This window comes from Streptomyces sp. CNQ329, assembly GCF_000482585.1.
The window spans coordinates 18,732-40,304 of the sequence record NZ_AXVU01000046.1; the positions used below are offsets into that span (position 1 = coordinate 18,732).

25 protein-coding genes are annotated in these 21,573 nt (G+C 73.6%); 12 read left to right on the forward strand and 13 right to left on the reverse strand.

Annotated features, from left to right (window positions below):
• Positions 1-6: 6 nt before the first annotated feature.
• The 4 genes from rdgB to I003_RS0124860 all read right to left on the reverse strand — a co-directional run bounded on the left by rdgB (position 7) and on the right by I003_RS0124860 (position 2,629).
• Positions 7-627, reverse strand: a complete 621-nt coding sequence (gene rdgB, locus I003_RS0124845) for an RdgB/HAM1 family non-canonical purine NTP pyrophosphatase (protein WP_027773986.1) — start codon at positions 625-627, stop codon at positions 7-9.
• Positions 624-1,007 carry a hypothetical protein gene (locus I003_RS0124850; RefSeq protein WP_078564343.1) on the reverse strand — a complete coding sequence of 128 codons (384 nt, stop codon included), beginning with the start codon at positions 1,005-1,007 and terminating at the stop codon, positions 624-626. Before I003_RS0124850 ends, rdgB begins: the two co-directional genes overlap by 4 nt.
• Positions 1,008-1,009: 2 nt before the next feature.
• Positions 1,010-1,768 carry a ribonuclease PH gene (gene rph / locus I003_RS0124855; protein WP_027773988.1) on the reverse strand — a complete coding sequence of 253 codons (759 nt, stop codon included), beginning with the start codon at positions 1,766-1,768 and terminating at the stop codon, positions 1,010-1,012.
• Between the two features lie 108 nt (positions 1,769-1,876).
• Entirely contained in the window at positions 1,877-2,629 is a 753-nt protein-coding gene (locus I003_RS0124860) for an MBL fold metallo-hydrolase (RefSeq protein ID WP_027773989.1), read from the reverse strand.
• Between the two features lie 225 nt (positions 2,630-2,854).
• On the opposite strand from I003_RS0124860, the gene I003_RS0124865 reads away from it, so the two are divergent.
• From I003_RS0124865 to I003_RS0124885, 5 genes are all read left to right on the forward strand, one after another.
• Positions 2,855-3,274, forward strand: a complete 420-nt coding sequence (locus I003_RS0124865; RefSeq protein WP_027773990.1) for a type II toxin-antitoxin system PemK/MazF family toxin — start codon at positions 2,855-2,857, stop codon at positions 3,272-3,274.
• 110 nt (positions 3,275-3,384) lie between these two features.
• The gene (locus tag I003_RS0124870; protein ID WP_027773991.1) at positions 3,385-3,837 is read left to right on the forward strand and encodes a M67 family metallopeptidase; all 453 of its coding nucleotides are present in this window, start codon (positions 3,385-3,387) and stop codon (positions 3,835-3,837) included.
• Between the two features lie 64 nt (positions 3,838-3,901).
• Positions 3,902-4,036, forward strand: a complete 135-nt coding sequence (locus tag I003_RS33140; protein ID WP_486584373.1) for a putative leader peptide — start codon at positions 3,902-3,904, stop codon at positions 4,034-4,036.
• 111 nt (positions 4,037-4,147) lie between these two features.
• Positions 4,148-4,426, forward strand: a complete 279-nt coding sequence (locus I003_RS0124880; RefSeq protein WP_027773992.1) for a MoaD/ThiS family protein — start codon at positions 4,148-4,150, stop codon at positions 4,424-4,426.
• A complete protein-coding gene (locus I003_RS0124885) occupies positions 4,426-5,376 on the forward strand; it encodes a cysteine synthase (protein WP_027773993.1) in 951 nt (316 codons plus the stop codon). The genes I003_RS0124880 and I003_RS0124885 overlap by 1 nt, the downstream gene beginning before the upstream one ends.
• A gap of 84 nt (positions 5,377-5,460) precedes the next feature.
• Here I003_RS0124885 and I003_RS0124890 read toward each other — a convergent pair whose 3' ends face one another.
• The 3 genes from I003_RS0124890 to clpS all read right to left on the reverse strand — a co-directional run bounded on the left by I003_RS0124890 (position 5,461) and on the right by clpS (position 7,908).
• Positions 5,461-6,894 (reverse strand): amino acid permease, encoded by a 1,434-nt coding sequence (locus I003_RS0124890; RefSeq protein WP_027773994.1) that lies wholly within the window; start codon positions 6,892-6,894, stop codon positions 5,461-5,463.
• Positions 6,895-7,000: 106 nt separating this feature from the next.
• Positions 7,001-7,600, reverse strand: a complete 600-nt coding sequence (locus I003_RS0124895; protein ID WP_027773995.1) for a DUF2017 domain-containing protein — start codon at positions 7,598-7,600, stop codon at positions 7,001-7,003.
• Positions 7,600-7,908: an ATP-dependent Clp protease adapter ClpS gene (gene clpS / locus I003_RS0124900; RefSeq protein ID WP_018834043.1), complete on the reverse strand. Its 309-nt coding sequence runs from the start codon at positions 7,906-7,908 to the stop codon at positions 7,600-7,602. Before clpS ends, I003_RS0124895 begins: the two co-directional genes overlap by 1 nt.
• A gap of 137 nt (positions 7,909-8,045) precedes the next feature.
• Here clpS and I003_RS0124905 point away from each other — a divergent pair, with 137 nt between their 5' ends.
• A complete protein-coding gene (locus I003_RS0124905; protein ID WP_027773996.1) occupies positions 8,046-9,368 on the forward strand; it encodes a nicotinate phosphoribosyltransferase in 1,323 nt (440 codons plus the stop codon).
• 91 nt (positions 9,369-9,459) lie between these two features.
• Positions 9,460-10,047, forward strand: a complete 588-nt coding sequence (locus I003_RS0124910) for an isochorismatase family protein (RefSeq protein ID WP_027773997.1) — start codon at positions 9,460-9,462, stop codon at positions 10,045-10,047.
• A gap of 111 nt (positions 10,048-10,158) precedes the next feature.
• Here the strand turns inward: I003_RS0124910 and I003_RS0124915 are convergent, their stop codons facing one another.
• Together I003_RS0124915 and I003_RS0124920 are read right to left on the reverse strand one after the other, a co-directional pair.
• Complete coding sequence (locus I003_RS0124915; protein WP_027773998.1) at positions 10,159-10,464, reverse strand: hypothetical protein; 306 nt, start codon at positions 10,462-10,464, stop codon at positions 10,159-10,161.
• A 117-nt stretch (positions 10,465-10,581) separates the two neighbouring features.
• Positions 10,582-12,765, reverse strand: a complete 2,184-nt coding sequence (locus tag I003_RS0124920) for an immune inhibitor A domain-containing protein (RefSeq protein WP_037721660.1) — start codon at positions 12,763-12,765, stop codon at positions 10,582-10,584.
• A gap of 539 nt (positions 12,766-13,304) precedes the next feature.
• On the opposite strand from I003_RS0124920, the gene I003_RS0124925 reads away from it, so the two are divergent.
• On the forward strand, positions 13,305-13,589 hold the full coding sequence (locus I003_RS0124925) for a hypothetical protein (protein WP_486584374.1): 285 nt from the start codon (positions 13,305-13,307) through the stop codon (positions 13,587-13,589).
• A 129-nt stretch (positions 13,590-13,718) separates the two neighbouring features.
• Here I003_RS0124925 and I003_RS37045 read toward each other — a convergent pair whose 3' ends face one another.
• On the reverse strand, positions 13,719-14,273 hold the full coding sequence (locus I003_RS37045; RefSeq protein ID WP_486584375.1) for an RDD family protein: 555 nt from the start codon (positions 14,271-14,273) through the stop codon (positions 13,719-13,721).
• A gap of 775 nt (positions 14,274-15,048) precedes the next feature.
• Positions 15,049-16,797 carry an RDD family protein gene (locus I003_RS0124935; protein WP_027774002.1) on the reverse strand — a complete coding sequence of 583 codons (1,749 nt, stop codon included), beginning with the start codon at positions 16,795-16,797 and terminating at the stop codon, positions 15,049-15,051.
• A gap of 184 nt (positions 16,798-16,981) precedes the next feature.
• Here I003_RS0124935 and I003_RS0124940 point away from each other — a divergent pair, with 184 nt between their 5' ends.
• Positions 16,982-17,449: an SsgA family sporulation/cell division regulator gene (locus I003_RS0124940; protein ID WP_027774003.1), complete on the forward strand. Its 468-nt coding sequence runs from the start codon at positions 16,982-16,984 to the stop codon at positions 17,447-17,449.
• A 73-nt stretch (positions 17,450-17,522) separates the two neighbouring features.
• Here the strand turns inward: I003_RS0124940 and I003_RS0124945 are convergent, their stop codons facing one another.
• Complete coding sequence (locus I003_RS0124945; protein WP_027774004.1) at positions 17,523-18,572, reverse strand: helix-turn-helix domain-containing protein; 1,050 nt, start codon at positions 18,570-18,572, stop codon at positions 17,523-17,525.
• A gap of 305 nt (positions 18,573-18,877) precedes the next feature.
• On the opposite strand from I003_RS0124945, the gene I003_RS0124950 reads away from it, so the two are divergent.
• The 3 genes from I003_RS0124950 to I003_RS0124960 all read left to right on the forward strand — a co-directional run bounded on the left by I003_RS0124950 (position 18,878) and on the right by I003_RS0124960 (position 20,994).
• On the forward strand, positions 18,878-19,537 hold the full coding sequence (locus I003_RS0124950; protein WP_027774005.1) for a helix-turn-helix domain-containing protein: 660 nt from the start codon (positions 18,878-18,880) through the stop codon (positions 19,535-19,537).
• Between the two features lie 122 nt (positions 19,538-19,659).
• Positions 19,660-20,412, forward strand: coding sequence for a S16 family serine protease (locus I003_RS0124955; RefSeq protein ID WP_027774006.1), 753 nt, complete (start codon positions 19,660-19,662; stop codon positions 20,410-20,412).
• Between the two features lie 69 nt (positions 20,413-20,481).
• Positions 20,482-20,994, forward strand: coding sequence for an FBP domain-containing protein (locus I003_RS0124960; protein WP_027774007.1), 513 nt, complete (start codon positions 20,482-20,484; stop codon positions 20,992-20,994).
• Here I003_RS0124960 and I003_RS0124965 read toward each other — a convergent pair.
• Positions 20,972-21,508, reverse strand: coding sequence for an Lrp/AsnC family transcriptional regulator (locus tag I003_RS0124965; RefSeq protein WP_027774008.1), 537 nt, complete (start codon positions 21,506-21,508; stop codon positions 20,972-20,974). The genes I003_RS0124960 and I003_RS0124965 overlap by 23 nt on opposite strands.
• Positions 21,509-21,573: the final 65 nt, after the last annotated feature.

Sequence of the window (21,573 nt, forward strand, 5' to 3'; positions counted from 1 at the left end):
CGGCGTTCACCCCTGGAGCAGCTCCCGCACCACCGGGGCCAGCGCGCGGAACGCCTTGCCGCGGTGGCTGATGGCGTTCTTCTCCTCGGGGGTCAGCTCCGCGCACGTGCGGTCCTCGCCGAGCGGCTGGAGGATCGGGTCGTATCCGAAGCCGCCGGTGCCCGCCGGCTCGTACCGCAGCGTGCCCTCCAGCCGCCCTTCGGCCACCCGCTCCGTGCCGTCCGGCAGCGCGAGCGCCGCGGCGCAGGCGAAGTGCGCGGCGCGGTGCTCGGGGGCGACGTCGGAGAGCTGGGCCAGCAGCAGGGCGAGGTTGGCTGCGTCCTGGTCGGCACCGCCGTGCCGGCCGGCCCAGCGGGCGGAGAAGATACCCGGCGCCCCGCCGAGGACGTCCACGCAGAGCCCGGAGTCGTCGGCGACCGCGGGCAGCCCGGTGGCCCGGGCCAGCGCGTGCGCCTTGAGCAGCGCGTTCTCGGCGAAGGTGACGCCGGTCTCCGGAACCTCCGGGGCGTCGGGAAAGTCGTCCGCGCCGACGAGTTCGGCTTCGACGCCCGCCTCGGCGAGGATGGCGCGCAGCTCGGTGATCTTGCCCTTGTTGCGGGTGGCGAGGACGAGGCGGTCCGCGGTCACGAGGTGCACACGTCCGTCAGCTCGCCGGCGGCATCGCCGACCGGCTGGAAGTCGGGTACCTCGCCGCGGTCGGCGGCCTGCCGGGCGTTGTCGACGGCCCGCTGGAGGTCGTCGACGGCGGCACCGACGTCCGCGTCGTCGGTCTTGTCGCCGAGTTCGCCGAGGTTCTTGTCTATCTCGTCGAGCGCGTCGGCCGCGGCCTGCGGGCTCTCGCCCGCGCCGGAGACGGCTTCCTGCAACTGGTCGACGTCCGCCGCGATCGCGGTGGCGAGCCGGCCGCAGTCAATGGCCTTGTTCACCGCGTCACACGCGCCGGTGAGCGTCACCGCGGCGGCCCCCGCCACGAGCGCGATGCCCGCGCGGGTCCAGAGCCTCTTCACCCTCACTGGTCTCCCTCCAGTGCCTTGCGCTGCAGCTCGTCGAGCTGGGCGCAGCCGCCGACCGCGAGGTCGAGCAGCGCGTCGAGTTCGGCGCGGGCGAACGGCTCGCCCTCCGCGGTGCCCTGCACCTCGACGAAGCGTCCGTCGCCGGTGCAGACGACGTTCATGTCGGTCTCCGCCCGCACGTCCTCCTCGTAGCAGAGGTCGAGCAGCGGCACGGAGCCGACGATGCCCACGCTGACGGCGGCCACCGTGCCGGTCAGCGGTGTCGCCTTGGACTTGATCAGCTTGTTCCGCCGGCCCCACGCGACGGCGTCGGCGAGGGCCACGTACGCCCCGGTGATGGCGGCGGTACGGGTGCCGCCGTCGGCCTGGAGGACGTCGCAGTCGAGGACGACGGTGTTCTCGCCGAGGGCCTTGAAGTCGATGACGGCGCGCAGGGACCGGCCGATGAGCCGGGAGATCTCGTGGGTCCGCCCGCCGATCTTGCCGCGGACGGACTCCCGGTCGCCCCGGGTGTTCGTGGACCGCGGCAGCATCGCGTACTCCGCGGTGACCCACCCCTCCCCGCTGCCCTTGCGCCAGCGCGGCACCCCCTCGGTGAAGCTGGCGGTGCACAGCACCCGGGTGTCGCCGAAGGACACCAGCACGGACCCCTCGGCGTGCATGCTCCAGCCGCGTTCCAGCGCCACGGGGCGCAGCTCGGCGGGGGTACGTCCGTCGACGCGGCCGAAGCCGGCGGAGGTCTCAGAGGTAGCCATGCCCCGACCCTATCGGCCCCGGATGAAGGCCAACCGCCCGTCCCCGCCCCCGGGGCAGGGGGCCGTTTCGGCGGCCCGTGCCGGCGGGCCACGCCGTGTTCCCGGCCCTCAGACCTCGTACACCGCGCCCGCGCGCGCCAGTTCGACCGGTCCCTCGTACGCCCCCTTCGCGTCCCGCAGGTTCACCTGCGGGTCCGTCCACGGCGGGATGTGCGTCAGCACCAGCCGTCCCACCCCGGCCGCCGCGGCGGCCTCGCCGGCCTCGCGGCCGTTGAGGTGCAGGTCGGGGATCTCCTCCCGGCCGTGCGTGAACGCCGCCTCGCACAGCAGCAGATCGGCGTCGGCGCTCAGCTCCGTCAGCGCCCCGCAGGGGCCGGTGTCGCCGGAGTAGACGAGGCTGCGCCCGCCGTGCTCGATGCGGAAGGCGTACGCCTCGACGGGGTGGTTCACCCGCTCCGCGTGCACCGTGAAGGGGCCGATCTCGAACGCGCTGCGCTCCAGCGCCCGGAAGTCGAAGACCTCGCTCATCGACGTCTCCGAGGGGGTGTCCGCGTACGCCGTGGTGAGGCGCTGCTCGGTGCCCTTGGGGCCGTAGACGGGCAGCACGTCGGCGGGGCCGCCGTCGTGGCGGTAGTAGCGCGCGACGAAGTAGGCGCACATGTCGATGCAGTGGTCCGCGTGCAGGTGGCTCAGCAGGACGGCGTCGAGGTCGTACAGTCCGCAGTGCCGCTGCAGTGCCCCCAGCGCGCCGTTGCCCATGTCGAGCAGGAGCGCGAAGCCCTCCGCCTCGACCAGGTAGCTCGAGCACGCGGATTCCGCGGACGGGAACGAGCCCGAGCAACCGACGACGGTGAGCTTCATCGGGGAGTGACCTCCGGCACGGTCGGGACGGGGCGACGATGCCCCGCCGGCTCTGCCGAGGGTAAGCCGGGACGGGCCGGTCATGTCCCCCGTCCCTCCCGGTTGTGGGCGGAATCACCAGTATGGCGACGGGGTACGGCCCGTGCCCGTCCGGCCGGTCCCGGCCGCGCGGCGGGGATGGCCGGGGGCGGGCGCGGGAGCGGCGGCGGGTCCTAGGATCGGCCCATGAACGCCTCGTGGTGGCCGGCCGTCGTGGCCGTGGTGGTACTCGCCGTGATCGCCGGGCTGGTCGACAGCTTCGGGCGGGTGCGGCGCGCGCACGCCCGGCCCGCTCCGCGGCCGGGCGAAGTGTGGTGGGCCCTCGTCCCGTACGGGAACGGGGAGGCGGAGGACGGCGAGCGGCCGTGTCTGGTGCTGAAGGCCGCGGGCGCAACGGTGACCGTGGCCGGAATCACCCGCCGGCACGACGACGGGCGGCCCGGCGCGATCCCGCTGCCGCCGGGTTCCCTCGGCGACGGCCGGGACGGCGCGGCTCTTCTGGAGACGGACGAGGTGCACGAGGTCGGGGTCCGGGACTTCCGCCGCAAGGCGGGTCCGGTCGACCCCGAGGTGTGGGACCGGGTCCGCCACCTGGCCGACACCTGAAACCCGCGTCTCCGTCCGGCACTCGCACAGAGCCCGGTATGCGAGCAGATTCGTCTCAGTGTTCGGTACGTACGAGGTGCGCGCCCCGCGGCCGTGTCATCCTTGCCGCCATGCTGACCATCACGGAGGAGCTGTACGAGCAGATCGTCGCGCACGCCCGCAAGGACCACCCCGACGAGGCGTGCGGCGTCGTCGCGGGACCGGCCCCGGCGCCCGCCGACGGCCGGCCGCAGCGCTTCATCCCCATGCTCAACGCCGCCCGCTCCCCCACGTTCTACGAGTTCGACTCGCAGGACCTGCTCCGGCTCTACCGGGAGATGGACGACCGCGACGAGGAGCCGGTGGTGATCTACCACTCGCACACCGCCACCGAGGCGTACCCCTCGCGCACCGACGTCTCCTACGCCAACGAGCCGGGCGCCCACTACGTCCTGGTCTCCACCGCCGAGTCCGGCGGCGGTGAAGGGCCCGTCTCCTTCCGCTCGTTCCGCATCGTGGACGGCGTGATCACCGAGGAGGACGTCCACGTCATCTCCTCGTACGACGACGCCCCCGCGCGCTGAGGCCCGCGTCCGCATCATGAAACGGCGATCCGGCACGCGGACAGGGAATCGATACGATGAGTTCATGGTTGACCACGACGTGACCCGGAAGGACCCGAGCCGGCAGGTGCTGCTCGTCGCCCGGCTGCACGTCGACCTGTGCCGTCTCGCCAGTGCCGCCTGTCCGTCCGTGCCGCCCCGCGCGGCCGGCCGCGCCTGACGCCCCGCCCTGCCCGGCGTCCGGCCTCCCGGCCCGCGTACGTCCCCGCCCGCGGCGCGGCCGTCCGCGCCCGCAGCAGCCCGACTCCCCGTATCCCACAGGAGCCCCGAAATGGCCATCGAGGTCCGCATCCCGACCATCCTCCGCAGCTACACCGACGGCGAGAAGGCCGTGCAGGGCGACGGCACCACCCTGGCCGAGCTGATCGACGACCTGGAGTCCCGGCACAACGGGATCCGCGAGCGTCTGGTCGAGGGCGCCGAGCTGCGCCGCTTCGTCAACGTCTACCTCAACGACGAGGACGTCCGCTTCCTCGACGGCATCGCCACCAAGCTCACCGACGGCGACAGCGTGACGATCCTGCCCGCCGTGGCCGGCGGCGCCGTCTGATGCGCTACGACAGCCCCCTCGCGGCCGTCGGCAACACGCCCCTGGTCCACCTGCCCCGCCTCTCCCCCGCGCCCGGAGTGCGGATCTGGGCGAAGCTGGAGGACCGCAACCCCACCGGCTCGGTGAAGGACCGGCCGGCGCTGTTCATGGTCGAGCAGGCGGAGAAGGACGGCCGGCTCACCCCCGGCGCCACGATCCTGGAGCCCACCTCCGGCAACACCGGTATCTCGCTGGCCATGGCGGCGAAGCTCAAGGGCTACCGGATCGTCTGCGTGATGCCGGAGAACACCAGCGACGAGCGCCGCCAGCTCCTGGCCATGTGGGGCGCGGAGATCATCTCCTCGCCGGCCGCCGGTGGCTCCAACACCGCGGTGCGGGTCGCCAAGGAGCTGGCCGCCGAGCACCCGGACTGGGTGATGCTCTACCAGTACGGCAACCCCGACAACGCCGGCGCGCACTACGCCACCACCGGGCCCGAGATCCTCGCGGACCTGCCGTCGATCACCCACTTCGTCGCCGGCCTCGGCACCACCGGCACGCTCATGGGCGCCGGCCGGTTCCTGCGCGAGCAGCGCCCCGGCGTGCAGGTCGTGGCGGCGGAGCCGCGCTACGACGACCTCGTCTACGGGCTGCGCAACCTCGAAGAGGGCTTCGTCCCCGAGCTGTACGACGAGTCGGTGCTCACCACCCGCTACTCCGTGGGCTCCGAGGACGCCGTGATCCGGACCCGCGAACTCCTGCGCGAGGAGGGCATCTTCGCCGGCATCTCCACCGGGGCCTCGCTGCACGCCGCGATCGGCGTGGGCCGCAAGGCGGTACGGGCCGGGGAGGACGCCGACATCGCGTTCCTCGTCGCGGACGGCGGCTGGAAGTACCTGTCGACGGGCATCTACACCGCCGCGACCACCGAGGAGGCCGTCGCCGCGCTGCAGGGCCAGCTCTGGGCGTAGCGAGGGCCGTAGGCGCCGGGGGCGCACGCCGGGCTCCCCCGCAGCGCCGACGCCCCTGCGCGGTGCCCCCGCGCGCGGAGGGACCTACTGCGCCCCCGCGACGTACTCCGGTGCCGTCTCCCGGGCCGCGGCCCGCCGGCGGCTCAGCGCCCAGCCGGCGGACAGCAGCACCGCCCAGCCGGCGCCCACGTACAGCGAGACGCGGGCGTCGGCGTCCAGCGCGGTGAGCACGGTGACGAAGACGAGGAACGCCAGCGCGAGCCAACTGCACACCGTTCCGCCCGGCGCCGGGAAGGACGAGGCGGGCAGCCGGCCGGCGGTCACGGCGCGGCGGTAGCGAAGGTGGCTGACGAGGATCATCGCCCAGGTCCAGATGCCGGCCGCGGTGGCCACGGACATGACGTAGCCGAACGCCTTCTCCGGGACGAGGTAGTTGAGCACCACGCCGACGGACATGACCACGACCGACATCGCGATGCCCGTGGCCGGCACCCGGCGCGGGCTCAGCCTGCCGAAGAACCTGGGCGCCTCGGAGTTGGCCGCCAGGTCACGCAGCATGCGGCCGGTGGAGTACATGCCGGAGTTGCACGACGACAGGGCCGCGGTCAGCACGACGAAGTTGACGATGCCGGCCGCGAGCGGGATGCCGATCTTGCCGAACGCGGCGACGAACGGGCTGACGCCCTCGCTGAACTCCGTCCACCGGACGACGGACAGGATGACGATCAGCGAGCCGACGTAGAAGACGACGATCCGCCAGGGCAGCGTGTTGATCGCCTTGGGCAGGGTCTTCTCGGGGTTCGCGCTCTCGCCCGCGGTGACGCCGACGAGTTCGACGGCGAGGTAGGCGAACATCACGCCCTGGAGGGTCATCAGGCTGTCGCCGATGCCGTGGGGGAAGAATCCGCCGTGGTTCCAGAGGTTCGTGGTGCTGGCGGTGCCGGCGGCGTCGGAGAAGCCGAAGGTGAGGACGCCGGCCCCGATGACGATCATGCCGATGATCGCCGTGACCTTGACCATCGAGAACCAGAACTCCAGCTCGCCGAAGATCTTCACCGAGATCAGGTTGACCCCGAAGAGGAGCACGAGGAAGCCGAGCGCGCTGACCCACTGCGGGACTGCGGGCCACCAGAAGTTGATGTAGATGGCGGCGGCGGTCAGCTCGGTCATGCCGGTGACGGCCCACATCAGCCAGTACGTCCAGCCGGTGACGTACCCGAAGTAGGGGCCGAGGAACTCGCGCGCGTACTCGGCGAAGCTGCCCGAGACCGGGCGGTAGAGCAGCAGTTCGCCCAGCGCGCGCATGATGAAGAAGATGACGACGCCGGCGAGCGCGTACAGGAGGATGAGACTGGGCCCGGCCCGCTCGATGATCTTCCCGGCGCCGAGGAAGAGGCCCACTCCGATGGCGCCGCCGATGGCGATCATCTGGATCTGGCGGCTGCCGAGCCCGCGCTCGTACCCCTCGTCGGAGGCCACGGCCGCGCGGCCGCCCTCCGGGCCCTTCGCAGTGGTCATGGGGAGTCGTGCCCTTTCCTGTGCAGTCCCCCGACTGCAGCTTTACCTCAAGAAAAGGGCGATTATGTTCATACTCACCCGAAAGGGGCCCGGTAAGGCCCGCGGCCTACGCCATCAGCGTCTCGATCAGGGTCTCCTGCAGCCCGCCCAGCCACAGGTACGCCATGACCATGGGCTTGCGCTCGTCCTCGTCCGGAAGCCGGAACAGTGCCTCGCCGTCGTCGTCGTCGCGGATGTCGAGCCGCGCGCCTATGGCCAGCCGCAGGTCGTTCAGCGTCGCGAGCCACTGCCGCGACTCCTCGGGGCCGATCTTGAGCACCGCGCCGCCCTCGCCCTGCACGGCCAGCATGTCGAGCCCGCGGACCACGGCCAGGGCGTTCTCCCGCTTACTCTCCCGCAGCTCCGGCTCGGTGTAGCGGCGGAACTCCGCCGAGCGGGCCCGCTCCTCGTCGTCGGGGCCCTTGCCGGGCTCGCCGTAGGCGTCGGGGAAGAGCCGCGCCAGCGCCGGGTCGGACGGCGGCTTGCTGGGGCCCTCGGCGAAGAGCGCGTCCAGCGGATCGGCGGGGGGAGGGGCGTCCGCGGGGGCGTCGCCGGGGCCGATCAGCTCCAGCAACTGCACCGTCAGCGTGCGCAGGATGGAGATCTCCAGCTCGTCCAGCGCGACGGCCGCACCGCCGCCCGGAACCGCTTCGAAGTGCCCCGCCATCAGCGGTCCTGCTGGAGAGTGGCCCACAGACCGTAGCCGTGCATCGCCTGCACGTCCCGCTCCATCTCCTCGCGGCTGCCGCTGGAGACGATGGCCCTCCCCTTGGTGTGCACGTCCATCATGAGCTTGCGGGCCTTCTCCCTCGGATATCCGAAGTACGCCTGGAAGACGTACGTCACGTAGCTCATGAGGTTCACCGGGTCGTTGTGGACGATCGTCACCCAGGGGACGTCCGGTTCAGGCACCGCCGCGGGTGACTGGGACTCGACGGTCTCCGGGCGCTCGATCTCCGTGGGTGCGACGCTCACGGTTGGCGGCAACTCCTCGTTAGCTCCGGCTGCGACCGCAGCCCTGACGGTCCCCATGCTGCCACCCGAGGCGGTGCCGCAGCCATTCGGACACCGGAAATCGTCAGTGTGACGAGTATGGGCGTAGGATCAGGTGCATGTCGGAACTGAAGCTGCCGGTCACCGTCCCCTCGACGGCTCTCTTCACCGATCACTACGAGTTGACCATGGTCCAGGCCGCGCTGCACGCCGGCACCGCGGACCGCCGCTCGGTCTTCGAGACCTTCACCCGCCGGCTTCCCGAGGGCCGCCGCTACGGCGTCGTGGCGGGCACCGGGCGCGTCCTGGACGCGCTGGAGAGCTTCCGCTTCGAGCCCGAGGTGCTGCGCTTCCTGCGGGAGCACGACGTGGTCGACGCCCCCACCCTGGACTGGCTCGCGGACTTCCGGTTCACCGGAGACATCTGGGGCTATCCCGAGGGCGAGGTGTACTTCCCCGGCTCCCCCGTGCTGCGCGTCGAGGGCGGCTTCGCCGAGTGCGTGCTGCTGGAGACGGTGGTGCTGTCGATCCTCAACCACGACTCCGCGATCGCCGCCGCCGCCTCCCGGATGGCCGTCGCCGCCGGCGGCCGGCCGCTGATCGAGATGGGCGCCCGGCGCACCCACGAGCTGGCCGCGGTCGCCGCCTCCCGGGCGGCGTACGTCGGCGGCTTCGCCTCCACCTCCGACCTGGCCGCCGGCTTCCGCTACGCCATCCCCACCGTCGGCACCGCCGCGCACGCCTTCACGCTGCTGCACCACAGCGAGCGGGAGGCGTTCACCGCGCAGGTGGAGTCCATGGGGGTGGGGACGACGCTGCTGGTCGACACGTACGACGTGGCCGCCGCGGTCCGCACCGCCGTGGAGGTCGCCGGCCCGGAGCTGGGCGCCGTGCGTATCGACTCCGGCGACCTGCTGCTGGTCGCCCACCGCGTGCGCCAGCAGCTCGACGAGCTGGGTGCGGAGCGGACCCGGATCATCGTCACCAGCGACCTCGACGAGTACGCCATCGCCTCGCTCGCCGCCGCCCCCGTGGACGCGTACGGGGTGGGCACCCGGCTGGTCACCGGCAGCGGGCACCCGACGTGTTCGATGGTCTACAAGCTCGTCGCCCGCGCCGCCTCCGACGCCCCGGACGCGCCGCTGGTGCCGGTGGCGAAGCGGTCGACGGGCGGGAAGACGTCGGTCGGCGGGCGGAAGTGGGCGGCCCGGCGGCTGGACGCGGACGGGGTCGCGGAGGCGGAGGTCGTGGGCACCGGGGAGGTGCCGGCGGAGCTGGCGGGACGGGAACTGCTGGTGCCGCTGGTGCGCGGCGGGAAGGTCGTGGGCCGGGAGCCGATGGACGACGCCAGGGCCCGGCACGTCGAGGCCAGGGACGCGCTGCCGCTCTCCGCCACTCAGCTCTCCAGAGGCGAGCCCGTCCTGCCGACGGAGTACGTATGACGCCCGGCCCAGCGGGCTGGGAACCGGGGCGCGGCGCTTGGCCCCCCAGCGCTCCGTCCTTCCGACGCCGACTCACGAAGGGCAGCCCACCATGCATCGTGCACTGATCGTCGTTGACGTGCAGAACGACTTCTGCGAGGGCGGCAGCATGGGCGTGACCGGCGGCGCGGACGTCGCCGCCGCGATCACCGACCTGATCGGCCGGTCCACCGCCGGCTACCAGTACGTCGTCGCCACCCGCGATCACCACATCGAGCCGGGCGGTCACTTCTCGGCGCACCCGGATTTCGTGCACTCCTGGCCGCGGCACTGCGTGGCCGGCACGGAGGGCGTCGGCTTCCACCCGAACTTCGCCCCGGCCGTCGCCTCCGGCGCGGTCTCGGCGGTCTTCGACAAGGGCGCGTACGCGGCGGCCTACAGCGGCTTCCAGGGGGCGGACGAGAACGGCGTGCCGCTCGCGGACTGGCTGCGCGAACGGGACGTGACGGAGGTCGACGTGGTGGGCATCGCCACCGACCACTGCGTGAAGGCGACGGCGCTGGACGCGGCGGCGGAGGGCTTCCGCACGCGAGTGCTGCTGGACCTGACGGCCGGGGTGGCAGAGGACACCACCCAGCGGGCGCTGGCGGAGCTGGCGGAGGCGGACGTGGACCTGACCGGCAAGCCGGTCGTCGGCTGACGCCGCGGCGCTCCGCCCGCCCGGTGTCCTCGCGCGCCCCACGGCCGCCGGGGGACCCGCGCCCGCGTGCGGGGAGCCCGCCGCGGCCCGGGGCCCGCGCCTGCGCGCCGGCTACGTCGCCAGCCGGAACAGGGCCGCTATCGGGTGCCAGGACTCCGTGTCGTCGTCGAGCGAGCCGCGCCAGACCAGGCCGTCGGGATGGCACAGCACGGCGGTGACCTCGTCGGGCGTGGGCGGGTGCGCGTTGCCGCGGAGGTAGACCGAGCGCAGGCCGAGGTTGCGCAGCCTCGTCAGGGCCCTGGCGCGGTTCGCGGCGTGCACCAGGACACGTATCCGCCGGCTCTCCACGGGAGCCGGCAGGGAGACGGCGACGACCATGCTGCCGTCCGGCAGCTTGGTGAATCCTCCTCCGCCCATGGCGCTCCTCGTGCGGTCGTCCCTCGGTCGTCTGCTCACGCCATCTTTACGCGATCGGCCGCCGCCCCGCCAGGGGCAGCGGCCGATACGCCTGTGACCTGCGTTTTTTCTCCCGGATCACCCGGCCGAAGGCGCCACCTGGATGGTCATGGTCCGGCCATTACCGGGCTCCTTGACGATGGAGATCTTCGTGTTGGTGTCCGGCACCTTCACGCTGCCGCCCGGGTTCCCCTCGTCCCAGTACGTCCCCTTGTGGTCGTCGAAGACCGAGACGCCCTTCTTCGAGGTGATCTTCGCCGGCTCCCCGTCCTTGTGCAGGGTGAAGCCGTCGGCCCGCTGCGTGCTGAAGGTGGCGTCGTACGCCTGGATGCGGTTGCGCATCACCGAGCCGTCCGCCCATGTGAGGGGCTTCGGGTGCGAGTCGACCGGCAGCACCAGACCCTCGCCGGGGTGGACGCTGGTGTTGTTGTCGAGCTGCGAGGTGTCCCACAGCCACACGGCCAGGCCGTTCTGGTACGGGAAGTGCTCGACCCAGTCCGGCTTGTCCGTCGTCCAGCCGAAGTTGTACGGACCGCTCTGGAGCGTCTTGTCGTACGACACGTACTGCCGGTTCTCGGCGATGTAGTACTGCGGGTAGTCCTTGGTGAAGGACTCCTCGACGCGCGAGAAGCCGTCCGCCGTCCAGCCCGCGTCGTCGCCCTCGGCGCCGTCCGCGAAGACCTCCTCGCCGTCCGCCGTGATCGTCAGCGCGTCGGCGGCGAAGCCCTTCTGCGCCACCCCGCCGTCGGTCTGGTAGCGGAAGCGGAGCTGGATCTCCTGGCCCGCGTAGGCGTCGAGGGAGTACTCCAGGTCCCGGTACTCGCCGGAGACGCCGGTCAGCGCCGGCCGGTCGCCGCCGTCGCGCGGGATCTGCGCGCCGTCGGCGGTGCCGTCCAGCGGGGTGAAGCTGGCGCCGCCGTCGGTGGAGACCTCGGCGTAGAGGAAGTCGTAGTTCTCCTCGATGTCCCACCAGCCCGCCAGGCCCAGCGAGGCGCTGGACGTGCCGGTCAGGTCGACCGTACGGGTCAGGGAGTTGGACAGGTCGTCGCCCATGCCGCTCCACCACTGCATGGTGCCCTCGGCGGGTGCGGTGATGGTGGTGGTGACGGCCTTCTCCGGCAGCTCGACGACGAGCGCCTGCGGCTTGCCGTCCTTCTGCTCCTCGGCGCGGCCCAGGGTGTGCTTCGAGCGCGTCGCCGCCTTGGCCGTCTCGTAGTCCAGCCAGCCGAGTTGCAGCTTGTCCCAGGCGGTCATGTCGCCGGGCAGGTCGCCGATGGCGTCCTCGCCGCGGCCCAGCCAGGAGCCGGAGGACATGAGCGTCCAGAAGGCGGTGGAGTTCTCGCCGCCCGCGGTGTCGTACAGGTCGGGCAGGCCGAGGTCGTGGCCGTACTCGTGGGCGAAGACGCCGAGTCCGCCGTTCTCCGGCTGGACGGTGTAGTCGCCGACCCACACGCCGGTGTCGCCGATCTGGGTGCCGCCGGCCTTGTTCTCGCCGGGGCCGGTGCTGCCGGCGTCGGTGCCGTAGGCGTACCAGCGGTGCGCCCAGATGGCGTCCTCGCCCTGGACACCGCCGCCCGCGGACTCGTCCTCGCCCGCGTGCACGAGCTGGAAGTGGTCGATGTAGCCGTCGGCCTCGTCGAAGTTGCCGTCGCCGTCGAAGTCGTAGCGGTCCCAGGCGTCGTACTCGGCGAGCTGGGCCTTGATCTCGGCGTCGGTCCTGCCGGCGGCCTTCTGGTCCTCGGCCCACTTGGCGGTCGCGTCGCGCACCAGGTCCCAGACGGAGGCGCAGGTGGAGTCGCCGCAGTAGTTGGAGCCGTAGCGGGCCTCGTTCCACTTCACCGAAACCCAGTCGCTGACCTCGCCGTCCACCGTGTACTGCCCGGAGGACTGCTTCTCGTAGTACTTCGCCACGGACTCCTTGTCGGCGTCCTTGGAGAAGTAGAGGTCCTGGTAGTGCTGCCGGTCGAAGTCGGCCTTCCAGTCGGTGGAGTTGTCCACCTCCCGGTCCGGCTCGGCTATCTGGTTGTGCGCGGGGCCGGCGTCGCCGCCGTACTTCACGACGGGCGGCTCGGGGCCGTCGGGACCGTCCGGGTCGTACATGGTCTCGTCGTCGACCTCGTCGCCGAACTCGACCAGCACGGTGAAGATCTTGTCGGTCTTCGTCCCCCGGCCCAGCTCCGCGTACTTGCCGTCATCGAGCTTGACGACGGTCGAACCGTCCTTCTTCGCCCGCGGCTGCGCCTCGGTCTCACCGGACAGCAACTGCTCCAGCGCGGCCTTCTCGCGCGCCTCCTGCTGCTTGCTGAACGGGCCGTCGAGATCGTGCTCCTGGTGCTTCGGCGCCCGCGCCGGATCACGGCGCTCAAGCTGAGCCGGTCCGTCGCCCGGGTCGGCGGCCGCCTGCCCCAGAGGCAGTAGAGCCGCGCCGAGTGCGGCTGCAACCGCCGTGGTGACGGCAGTTTTTGACAACTTTCTTTGCCTGCTCTTCACGTTTGCGCTGTCCCTCCCGCGTCGCCGCACGAATAGGTGTGCCTGCATTCGACCGGAGTGAACAAAGAAATGACAGTCTTGACTTGCACACTTCAGAGGGCTACGGAGCCGTAGACCCTGGTGACGCCGTTGCTCACCCCGCCATGACACCGTGCGCCCCCTCGTGCACCCCCCCAAGTGGATAAGGTCACGCTTACTTGCCTCCCGGGGCGGGCAACGGCTTGGGTAGTGGGGGGCGGCTGCACGCACGGGGCCGCCCTTCGGCACGTTCACCCGTCCGTACCGTTGCTGAGCCCACCAGGGGGGCTGCCATGCCGCGTCCGACTCTCTCCCAACTCCTTTACGGGTCGGCCACAGTCATCGCCTCAGCCGCAGCCATGCTGCTGCTCTCGCAGGCCGGCGCAGCCATCGCCCTCGTGGCGATCTGCGTCACCGCCCTGGCGCTCGGAGTGCTCGTCGCACTGACCGTTCCCGCACCGCGCTCCCGCCGCGCTCCCGCCTTACGGGCGGAACAGCCGGTCGTGGCGCGGGCGGACGGGATCGCCGCACCCGCGGCGGACCGGCGGCCGGTCGGCGCGCAGTCCGCGCCGCACTGAGACGGCGCGGGGACGCCCGCAAGGGCGCCCACGGGGGACGGCCGAGGCATAACCGAACACGCGGCGGTCGGCGACCAGTTGGTCGTCGGCCGCTTCGGTGTGCGGCCGTCCGGGGCGGGACGCCGGCGGTCAGGGGGTGAAGCGCCGGCCCTCGGTCGAGACCACGACGGTCCTGGCGGCCTTGTCGTGCAGGCACTGCCGGAACGGCCTGTCCCAGGTGCACGAGAGGACGTTGTAGAGCCAGAACAGGGTGCCGATGCACGGCACGATCCCCGGCAGCGAGTAGACGGCGGCGCGGATCCAGCCCGGACCGCCCGCGGGGACGGCTCCGTTCTCCAGCATGCCCACGCGGATGCTCATCAGTATCTTGCCGACGGTCTGGCCGCTGCGGGTGAGCATCAGGCCCTCGTAGACGAGGTAGACCAGGAGGCCGAAGAAGCCCCAGCCGTACTGGGAGCCGGTGTCGTCGGTGTCGGCGAAGTCGTCGATCTGGCCGATGAGGATGAGGAAGAGCGACACCGGGATGTAGACGATCAGCGCGTCGATGATGCGCGCCAGCAGCCGGCGGCCGAGGGCGCCGAGCGGGGGCATCCCGGCGAGCCGCGGGTCGGGCGCGCCGTGGGGGTGGCCGTGGTGACCGTAGCCGGGGGCGCCGGTGCCGTACACCGGCGGGGGCGGGGGCATGGCGCCGGGGGGCTGGTCGTACGGGGAACCGGCGCCCGGCGGCGGAGCGCCGCCGTAGTCGGGTCCGGATCCCGGCGGCGGGGCGGCGGAGCCGGGCGGCGGCGCGGCACCGGGCCCGGGGGGCGGCGGGGCGCCCGGTCCAGGGGGCGGCGCTTCACCCGTACCGGCGGAAGGGGCCGCGTCGGGGCCCGTGGGCGGCGGGGCCCCCGGGGCGGCGGACGACGCCGCATCCCGCCCCGAAGACGGCTCCCCCTCACCCCCGCCCTCGGACGGGGCCCCACCGGGCCCCGTGGGCGGCCGGGCCCCGGGCCCGGTGGACGACGTGGTTTCGGGACCGGGGGGCGGCGGCTCCGCCTCGCGCTCCTCGGACGGGGCGGCCTCGGGCCCCGGGGGCGGCGGGGCCACGGGTCCGGTGGACGAGGTGGCGTCCGGGCCGGTCGGCGGGGTGCCCGGAACGGGGCCGGCGCCGTACGACGGTCCGCCGCCGGTCCCGGGCGCCTCCGACCTCGTCGGGCTGCCCACGGGGCGTGTCGTACCGCTGCCCTCGGCCGGTGTCTCCTGCGACCCGTGCGCCCCCCGTGCTCCCTCCTCGTCACCCGGCGGCGACTCCCCCGCGGGTTGCTGCGTGGCGCCGGCGTGCGCGCCGTCGTTCTGCGGCTGCCGCGCACGCCCGGGCTTCCTGTCGTGCGGGTCGGTGCCCTCGCCGTGGTCGGAGCTCATGCCCCGAGTCGACCCCGGGCGGAACCGCCCCGCATCCCGGGCGCGGCCGAACGGCTCAGCCGCGCGCCACGTACGTGCGCCCGGCCTTGTCGTGCCAGCACTGCCGCCACGGCTTGTCGAAGGCGCACCAGATGACGTTCAGCAGCCCGATCAGCGGCAGCAGCACGAACACCGCGTACGTCAGCCACCGCCGCAGCGCCGAGCCGGTCGCCGGCGGGTCCTGCGACTCGATGTCCAGCACCCGCACGCCGAAGAGCCGCTTGCCGGGCGTACGCCCCCACTTCGCGGTCGGCAGCGCCTCCACGATCAGGCCGAGGAGGAGGAAGAGGCCGAGGACGAGCGCGAGATACGGACCCGTGGTGCCGTCGATGAGCCAGACCGTCACGGTCGTGCCGGACGCCTCGGCGGCGTCGATCTTGTCCTGGACGTGGTCCACGGACTTGCTCACCAGCGGCACGGCGACCGCGGAGACGACTCCGCCGACCAGCAGGGCGTCCACGAACCGGGCGCCGAGCCTGCGGCCGAGCCCGGCGGGCGGCGCGGTGCCGCGAGCGGCGTCGAGGAACGGGTCACTGGCCGGCGGGCGCCACGGCACGACGGGCGGCTCCGCCGCCGCGGCGCCGCCCTGCGGCAGCTCGGGGCGGGCGGCCCGCTCGGGGAGCTGCCCGGCGGGCGGCTGCCGCGGCGTGGCGGGCGGGGCCGTGCGCGCGGCCGGGGTCAGCGGCGGCGGTGAGTGGCCCGCCTGCGGTGCGAGCTGCGGCTGCCCGGGGCGGGGCTGCGGCAGCTCGGGCGTGGCCGGGGGCGCGGACACCGGCAGGTCGGGGGCGGTCGGCGCGGGGAGGACGTTCGGCACGTCGGGTGCGGTCGGCGACGGGCCGTAGCCGCCCGCGGCACGCCGCGGATCCGCGGCCCCGGACGCAGGCCCGGACCCGGACCCGGAGTCGGCGCCGGAGTCGGCCCCGAACCCGGCGGCGCCGGACCCGGCCGCGGCCTCCGGCTCGCCCGTCTCCTCCGGTGCCGGGGGCGCCGGTACGGGCGCGGGACCGGCCAGGCGCCGCGTCTGCTCGCCCCACGAGCCGCCGCCGACGCGCGGATCGCGGCCGAGCAACCCGCCCGGCCGGTCCTGCTCGTACGCACCGGGTGCGGGCCGTCCGCCCTCCGGCCCGGCACCGCCGCCCCCGGGCTCGGCGTCCTCCGCCCGCCGCGCGGCCGGCAGCCGGGGCTCCTCCCCGGCGCCTTCCGGCTCCGGTGCGCCACCGCCCAGCTCCGCCGGCACCGTGAGCGCCGGCGGTTCCTGCGCTTCCGGGGCACCCCAGGCGACGCGGCTGTCGGCCCGTTCGGCGACGTCCACGACGTCGACCCCGTGCCACGCGCCCGGCGCGTCCGCCGGCTCCCCTGCGGACGCCGCCGCCTCGGCCGCGTCCCGTACGCCGTCCGCGTCGTCGCCCCGGCGCGCGTGCCGCCCGCGGGTGGCCGGCGGGGCGTCCTGGGGCTCCGGCTCGTCGAGGAAGACCGGGCCGGTCTCGCTCGGGGACGGACCGGACGCGGCGGGTCCCGCGGCGGGCGCGGGGTCCTCCGTGCTCTCCGGGCTCTCCGTGCCGCCCGCGCTCGCGTCCTCCGCCGGGCCGGACTCCGGTCCGCCGGCGGTCGCGGCCTGCTCCTCCTCGCCCTCGTGCGCGCGGCGGCTGGTGCCGGGAACCCACGCCGCACCGTTCCAGTACCGGACGTAGCCCGGGATGGAGGGATCGGGATAATAACCGGGGCCGGGGATCCCGCCGCCGGAGGGTGGTGTCGGGGCGCTCATGGGGTCCACATCTACCAGAACCGGCGGACGGCCGGGTCCGCCTCACCCCCGTTCCGCCTTATGGGACTTGTCGAACGATCGGGGGAAGTCTGCGGAAGTCGCGTAAGAGCACCGCGGTTCGGCCCTCTCTCCCCTCGCAGGCCCGCCGGACCTGCATCACGTTCGACAAGAGAGGTGCCACATCATGCAGACCGTGGTGGAACGCGAGGTGGAGCTGCGGCTCGTCGTATCGCCGGAAAGAAGTGTTCCGGTTCCGTCCAGACTGACCTACCGCTCGGGCGACCCGTACGCGGTCCACATCAGCTTCCACGTCGGCTCGGCCGCGCCCGTGGGATGGTCGTTCGCCCGCGAGTTGCTGGTGGAGGGGGTGTTCCGGCCGTGCGGCCAGGGGGACGTGCGCGTGTGGCCGGCGAAGTCCGCCTCGGGGAGCGTGGTCTGCCTGGCGCTGATGTCCTCGGACGGGGACGCGGTGATCGAGGCGCCGGCCGGCGCGGTCTCCCTCTGGCTGGAGCGCACCCTGCGGGCCGTGCCCCCGGGTTCGGAGATGACGCGGCTCGGTCTGGACGAAGGGCTGGAGGAGTTGCTGGGTACCACGCAGGACGAGGTGCGGCTGAGCGACCCGTGGCCGTCGGACGACTCCGGCGACACGTGAGCACCGGTACGCCCCCACGGCGCGCGCGTGCGGTCCCCCGCGCGACCGCGCCGCGCTCCCGCCCCGCCGCCCGCTACGCCGCCGCACCCGCCGGGAGCTGCCCCGGCCCGCGGAACGTGGCCCGGTACGCGGTCGGCGAGACCCCGAGCGCCGCGTGCATGTGCTGCCGCAGCGACGCCGCCGTGCCGAACCCCGCCTCCGCCGCGACCCGGTCGATGCTGCGGTCCGTCTCCTCCAGCAGGTGCCGGGCCCGCTCGATGCGCTGCCGGGTGAGCCACTGCACCGGCGTCACGCCGGTCTCCTCGCGGAACCGGCGGCTGAAGGTCCGTACGCTCATCGACTCCCGGGCGGCCAGCTCCCGCAGGGCGAGGGGCCGGTCGAGGTTGGCCAGCGCCCAGGCGCGGGCCTTGCCGGTGGTGGACAGCTCCGGCTCGGCCACCGGCCGCGGCACGTACTGGGCCTGCCCGCCGTCGCGGTGCGGCGGCACGACGGTGCGGCGGGCGACGTCGTTGGCGACGGCGGCGCCGTGGTCGGTGCGGATCATGTGCAGGCACAGGTCGATACCGGCGGCCTCGCCCGCGGAGGTCAGGACGCCCCGGTCCTCGGTGTAGAGCACGTCGGGCTGGAGCCGTACGGCCGGGAAGCGGCGGCGGAACAGCTCGGCGGACTTCCAGTGCGTCGTGGCCCGGCGCCCGTCGAGCAGGCCCACGGCGGCGAGCACGAACGCACCGGTGCAGACGGACGCCACGCGTGCGCCGGGCCGTACGCGCCCGAGGGCCGCCCGCAGCGCGGCCGGCGGCTCACGGTGGCCCGCACCCTCCGCCGCGCCGCCGACGGCGCTTTCGAGCGCGTCCTCGGCGTGCGAGGCGGGCACCACGACGGTCGCGGCGTCGGCCAGCGCCTCCGGGCCGCGCTCGACGAGCACCGGGAAGTCGGCGTCGGTACGCACCGGGCCGGGCCGCAGCGCGCAGGTGACGACCTCGTACAGCCGCCGCCCCCCGGCCTCGGCGGAGCCGAACATCTGGTGGACGAGGCCGAGTTCGAGCGGCATCACGCCGTCCCGCACCAGGACGGCGACGCGGTGGGGTCCGGTGGCGGGGGGAATCTCCTCGGAGCCGGTCATGGCACGATTCTTCCATGCATCGTCAATCCGGCCATTCGAGCCCCTTGCACTCCGCGCAACGGTCGCGGAAGGCGAACGGCGCGGAAGATTGTGACCGGATTCTGGACGGGGTCTTCCGCTGAGCGGTGCCGATCGCTAGGTTTCCGCACACCCCGCCGAGCAGGCGGAGGCGGGGCTCCGAGGTCCGCGGCAGAGCGCCGCGGACACAAGCCGGCGCCACCTGCGGCCGGCGGCTCCGGGCGCGGGCGCTGCAAGGGACGGGTGCGCCGGCGCGGGAAGGGCCGCACATCACGTGAGGAGGCGGCGTGCCCGCAGAGACCTCCCAGACCCTCGACCGTGGACTCCGCGTGCTGAAGCTGCTCGCCGACACCGACCACGGCCTCACCGTCACCGAGCTGTCGCACAAGCTCGGCGTCAACCGCACCGTCGTCTACCGCCTGCTCGCGACCCTGGAACAGCACGCCCTCGTCCGCCGCGACCTCGGCGGCCGGGCGCGGGTCGGGCTCGGGGTGCTGCGGCTGGGCCGGCAGGTGCACCCCCTGGTGCGGGAGGCGGCGCTGCCGGCGCTGCGCTCCCTCGCCGAGGATGTCGGCGCGACGGCGCACCTGACGCTGGTCGACGGCAGCGAGGCGCTGGCCGTCGCGGTCGTCGAACCGAGCTGGACCGACTACCACGTCGCCTACCGCGCCGGCTTCCGGCACGCGCTGGACCAGGGCGCGGCGGGCCGGGCGATCCTCAAGGGCCGCGGCCTGGGCCCGAGCGCGTGCGAGACCGACGCGGCGCTGGCGCTGGCCCTGACGCACGGCGAACTGGAAGCGGGCGCGAGCGGGGCGGCGGCGCCGCTGCTGGGGGTGTCGGGGATAGAGGGCAGCGTGGGCGTGGTGATGCTGCACGAGATCGTGCCGGGCGAGGTCGGCCCCCGGGTGGTCTCGGCGGCCCGTGAGGTCGCGCAGGCGCTGCGCTGAGCCCTCCGGGGGCCGCGCGGCGACGCCGGTGCGCGACAGCGGCAGCGGCCCCGCCCGGCGAGGGCACCGCCGCCCGGCGGGGCGGTGCGGCACCGTAGATTGGTGGTGTGCCCCCTCGTCGTGTGACCCTCGCGCTCGCCGCGGCGCCCGTGGCCGGACTCCTCGCCGCCGCGGCGTTCGCCCCGCTGCCGTTCTCGCTCGCCAAGCCCGGAATGACCGCAGACGTGCTCGGCGACCACCGGGGCAGTCCCGTCATCACCGTCTCCGGGGCGGAACAGCACCCCACCGACGGCGAGTTGCGGATGACGACGATCGCCGCGACCGGGCCGGAGGTCGATCTGCGTCTCGTGGACATCGCCTCCGGCTGGCTCGCCACCGACGAGGCCGTGATGCCGAAGGACTCGGTCTATCCCGTGGGCGACTCCCGCAAGGAGATCCGGGAGTACAACGCGAAGCAGATGCGCGAGTCGCAGAACACCGCCGTCACCGCCGCCCTGAACCACCTCGGCCGCGAGCCCGGCAGCGTGGACGTCGAGCTGCGCCTCACCGACGTCGGCGGGCCCAGCGCCGGGCTGTTCTTCGCCCTGGGCATCGTCGACAAGCTCGGCCCCGACGACCTGACCGGCGGACGGATCATCGCCGGTACCGGCACGATCGCGCGGGACGGCACCGTCGGGGCGGTCGGCGGCGTGCCGCTGAAGACGCAGGCCGCGAAGCGTGACGGGGCGACGGTGTTCCTGGTGCCGAAGGCGGAGTGCGCCGACGCGGAGTCGGAGCTGCCGGAAGGGCTGCGGCTGGTGCCCGTGGAGAAGCTGTCGGACGCGGTGGCGTCGCTGAAGGCGCTGAAGTCGGGCGGCGACGTACCGAGCTGCTGACGCGCCTCCCGCCCGGCCGGTACGGAATTCGGGTGCGGTCCGTACGCGATCTCCGTAACGTCGGCCGACGTGGAACCGCTCAGCGAAAAACAGATCCGTACGTCCTTCGTGAACAGCACCAAGGGCGACGCCGCCCGGCTCAGGCTGCCGCTCGACTTCGCCGCGCTGCCCTGGGCGGACCTGGACTTCCTCGGCTGGGTCGACCCCGGCGCGCCGCTGCGCGCCCATCTCGTCGTGCCCCGCCCGGGCGGCCCGCTCGGGATCACCCTGCGCGTCCCGGCCGCGGGCCGCGCCAGCGCCGTGCGTTCCCGGATGTGCCAGCTCTGCCTGACCGCGCACTCGTCCTCCGGCGTCCGCCTGCTGGCCGCCCCGCTGGCGGGCGCGCGGGGGCGGCAGGGGAACACGGTCGGCGTGTACGTGTGCGCGGACCTGGCCTGCCCGCTCTACCTGCGCGGCAAACGGCAGCCGAAGCTGCGTACCGTGCCGCAGGAGGAGTCGCTGACCGAGGCCGAGCGCATCGCGCGCATGTGGGGCAACCTGGATGATTTCGTGACGAAGGTCACCGCACCGGCCGGTCCGTAGGACCGCCGCCCCGGGAACCGCCCGCGGCACCCCCCTCGGCACCGTCCGGGGAGCCGCCCGCCGCCTGCCGGACGAGCGGGACGATCCGCAGCGGCACCGGGTTCTCCATCACGATCGCCGTCGAGGCCCGCACGATGCCGTCGAACCCCACGACGAGGTCGATGACCCGCTGCAGGTCGGCGTTCGACCGCGCCACCAGCCGGCACAGCATGTCGCCGTGGCCCGTGATCGTATGCAGCTCCAGCACCTCCGGCACGCCGGCGAGATGGCTGCGTACGTCGCTGCCCTGACCCTGCTTGATCTCCAGCGTCGCGAAGGCGGTCACGGGATAACCCAGGGCAGCCGGGTCGACGTCCGGGCCGAATCCGCGGATGACGCCGCCCGACCGCAGCCGGTCGAGCCGGGCCTGCGTGGTTCCCCGGGCGACGCCGAGGCGCCGGCTGGCCTCCAGCACGCCGATGCGCGGCTCGTTCGCGAGCAGTTCCAGCAGCCGGCCGTCGAGCTGATCGATCATCTCGCGGGCTCCTCGTTGGTCAGCTTGTACAGATAGCCCGGTCTTCCCGCCCTTTCACCGGTCAA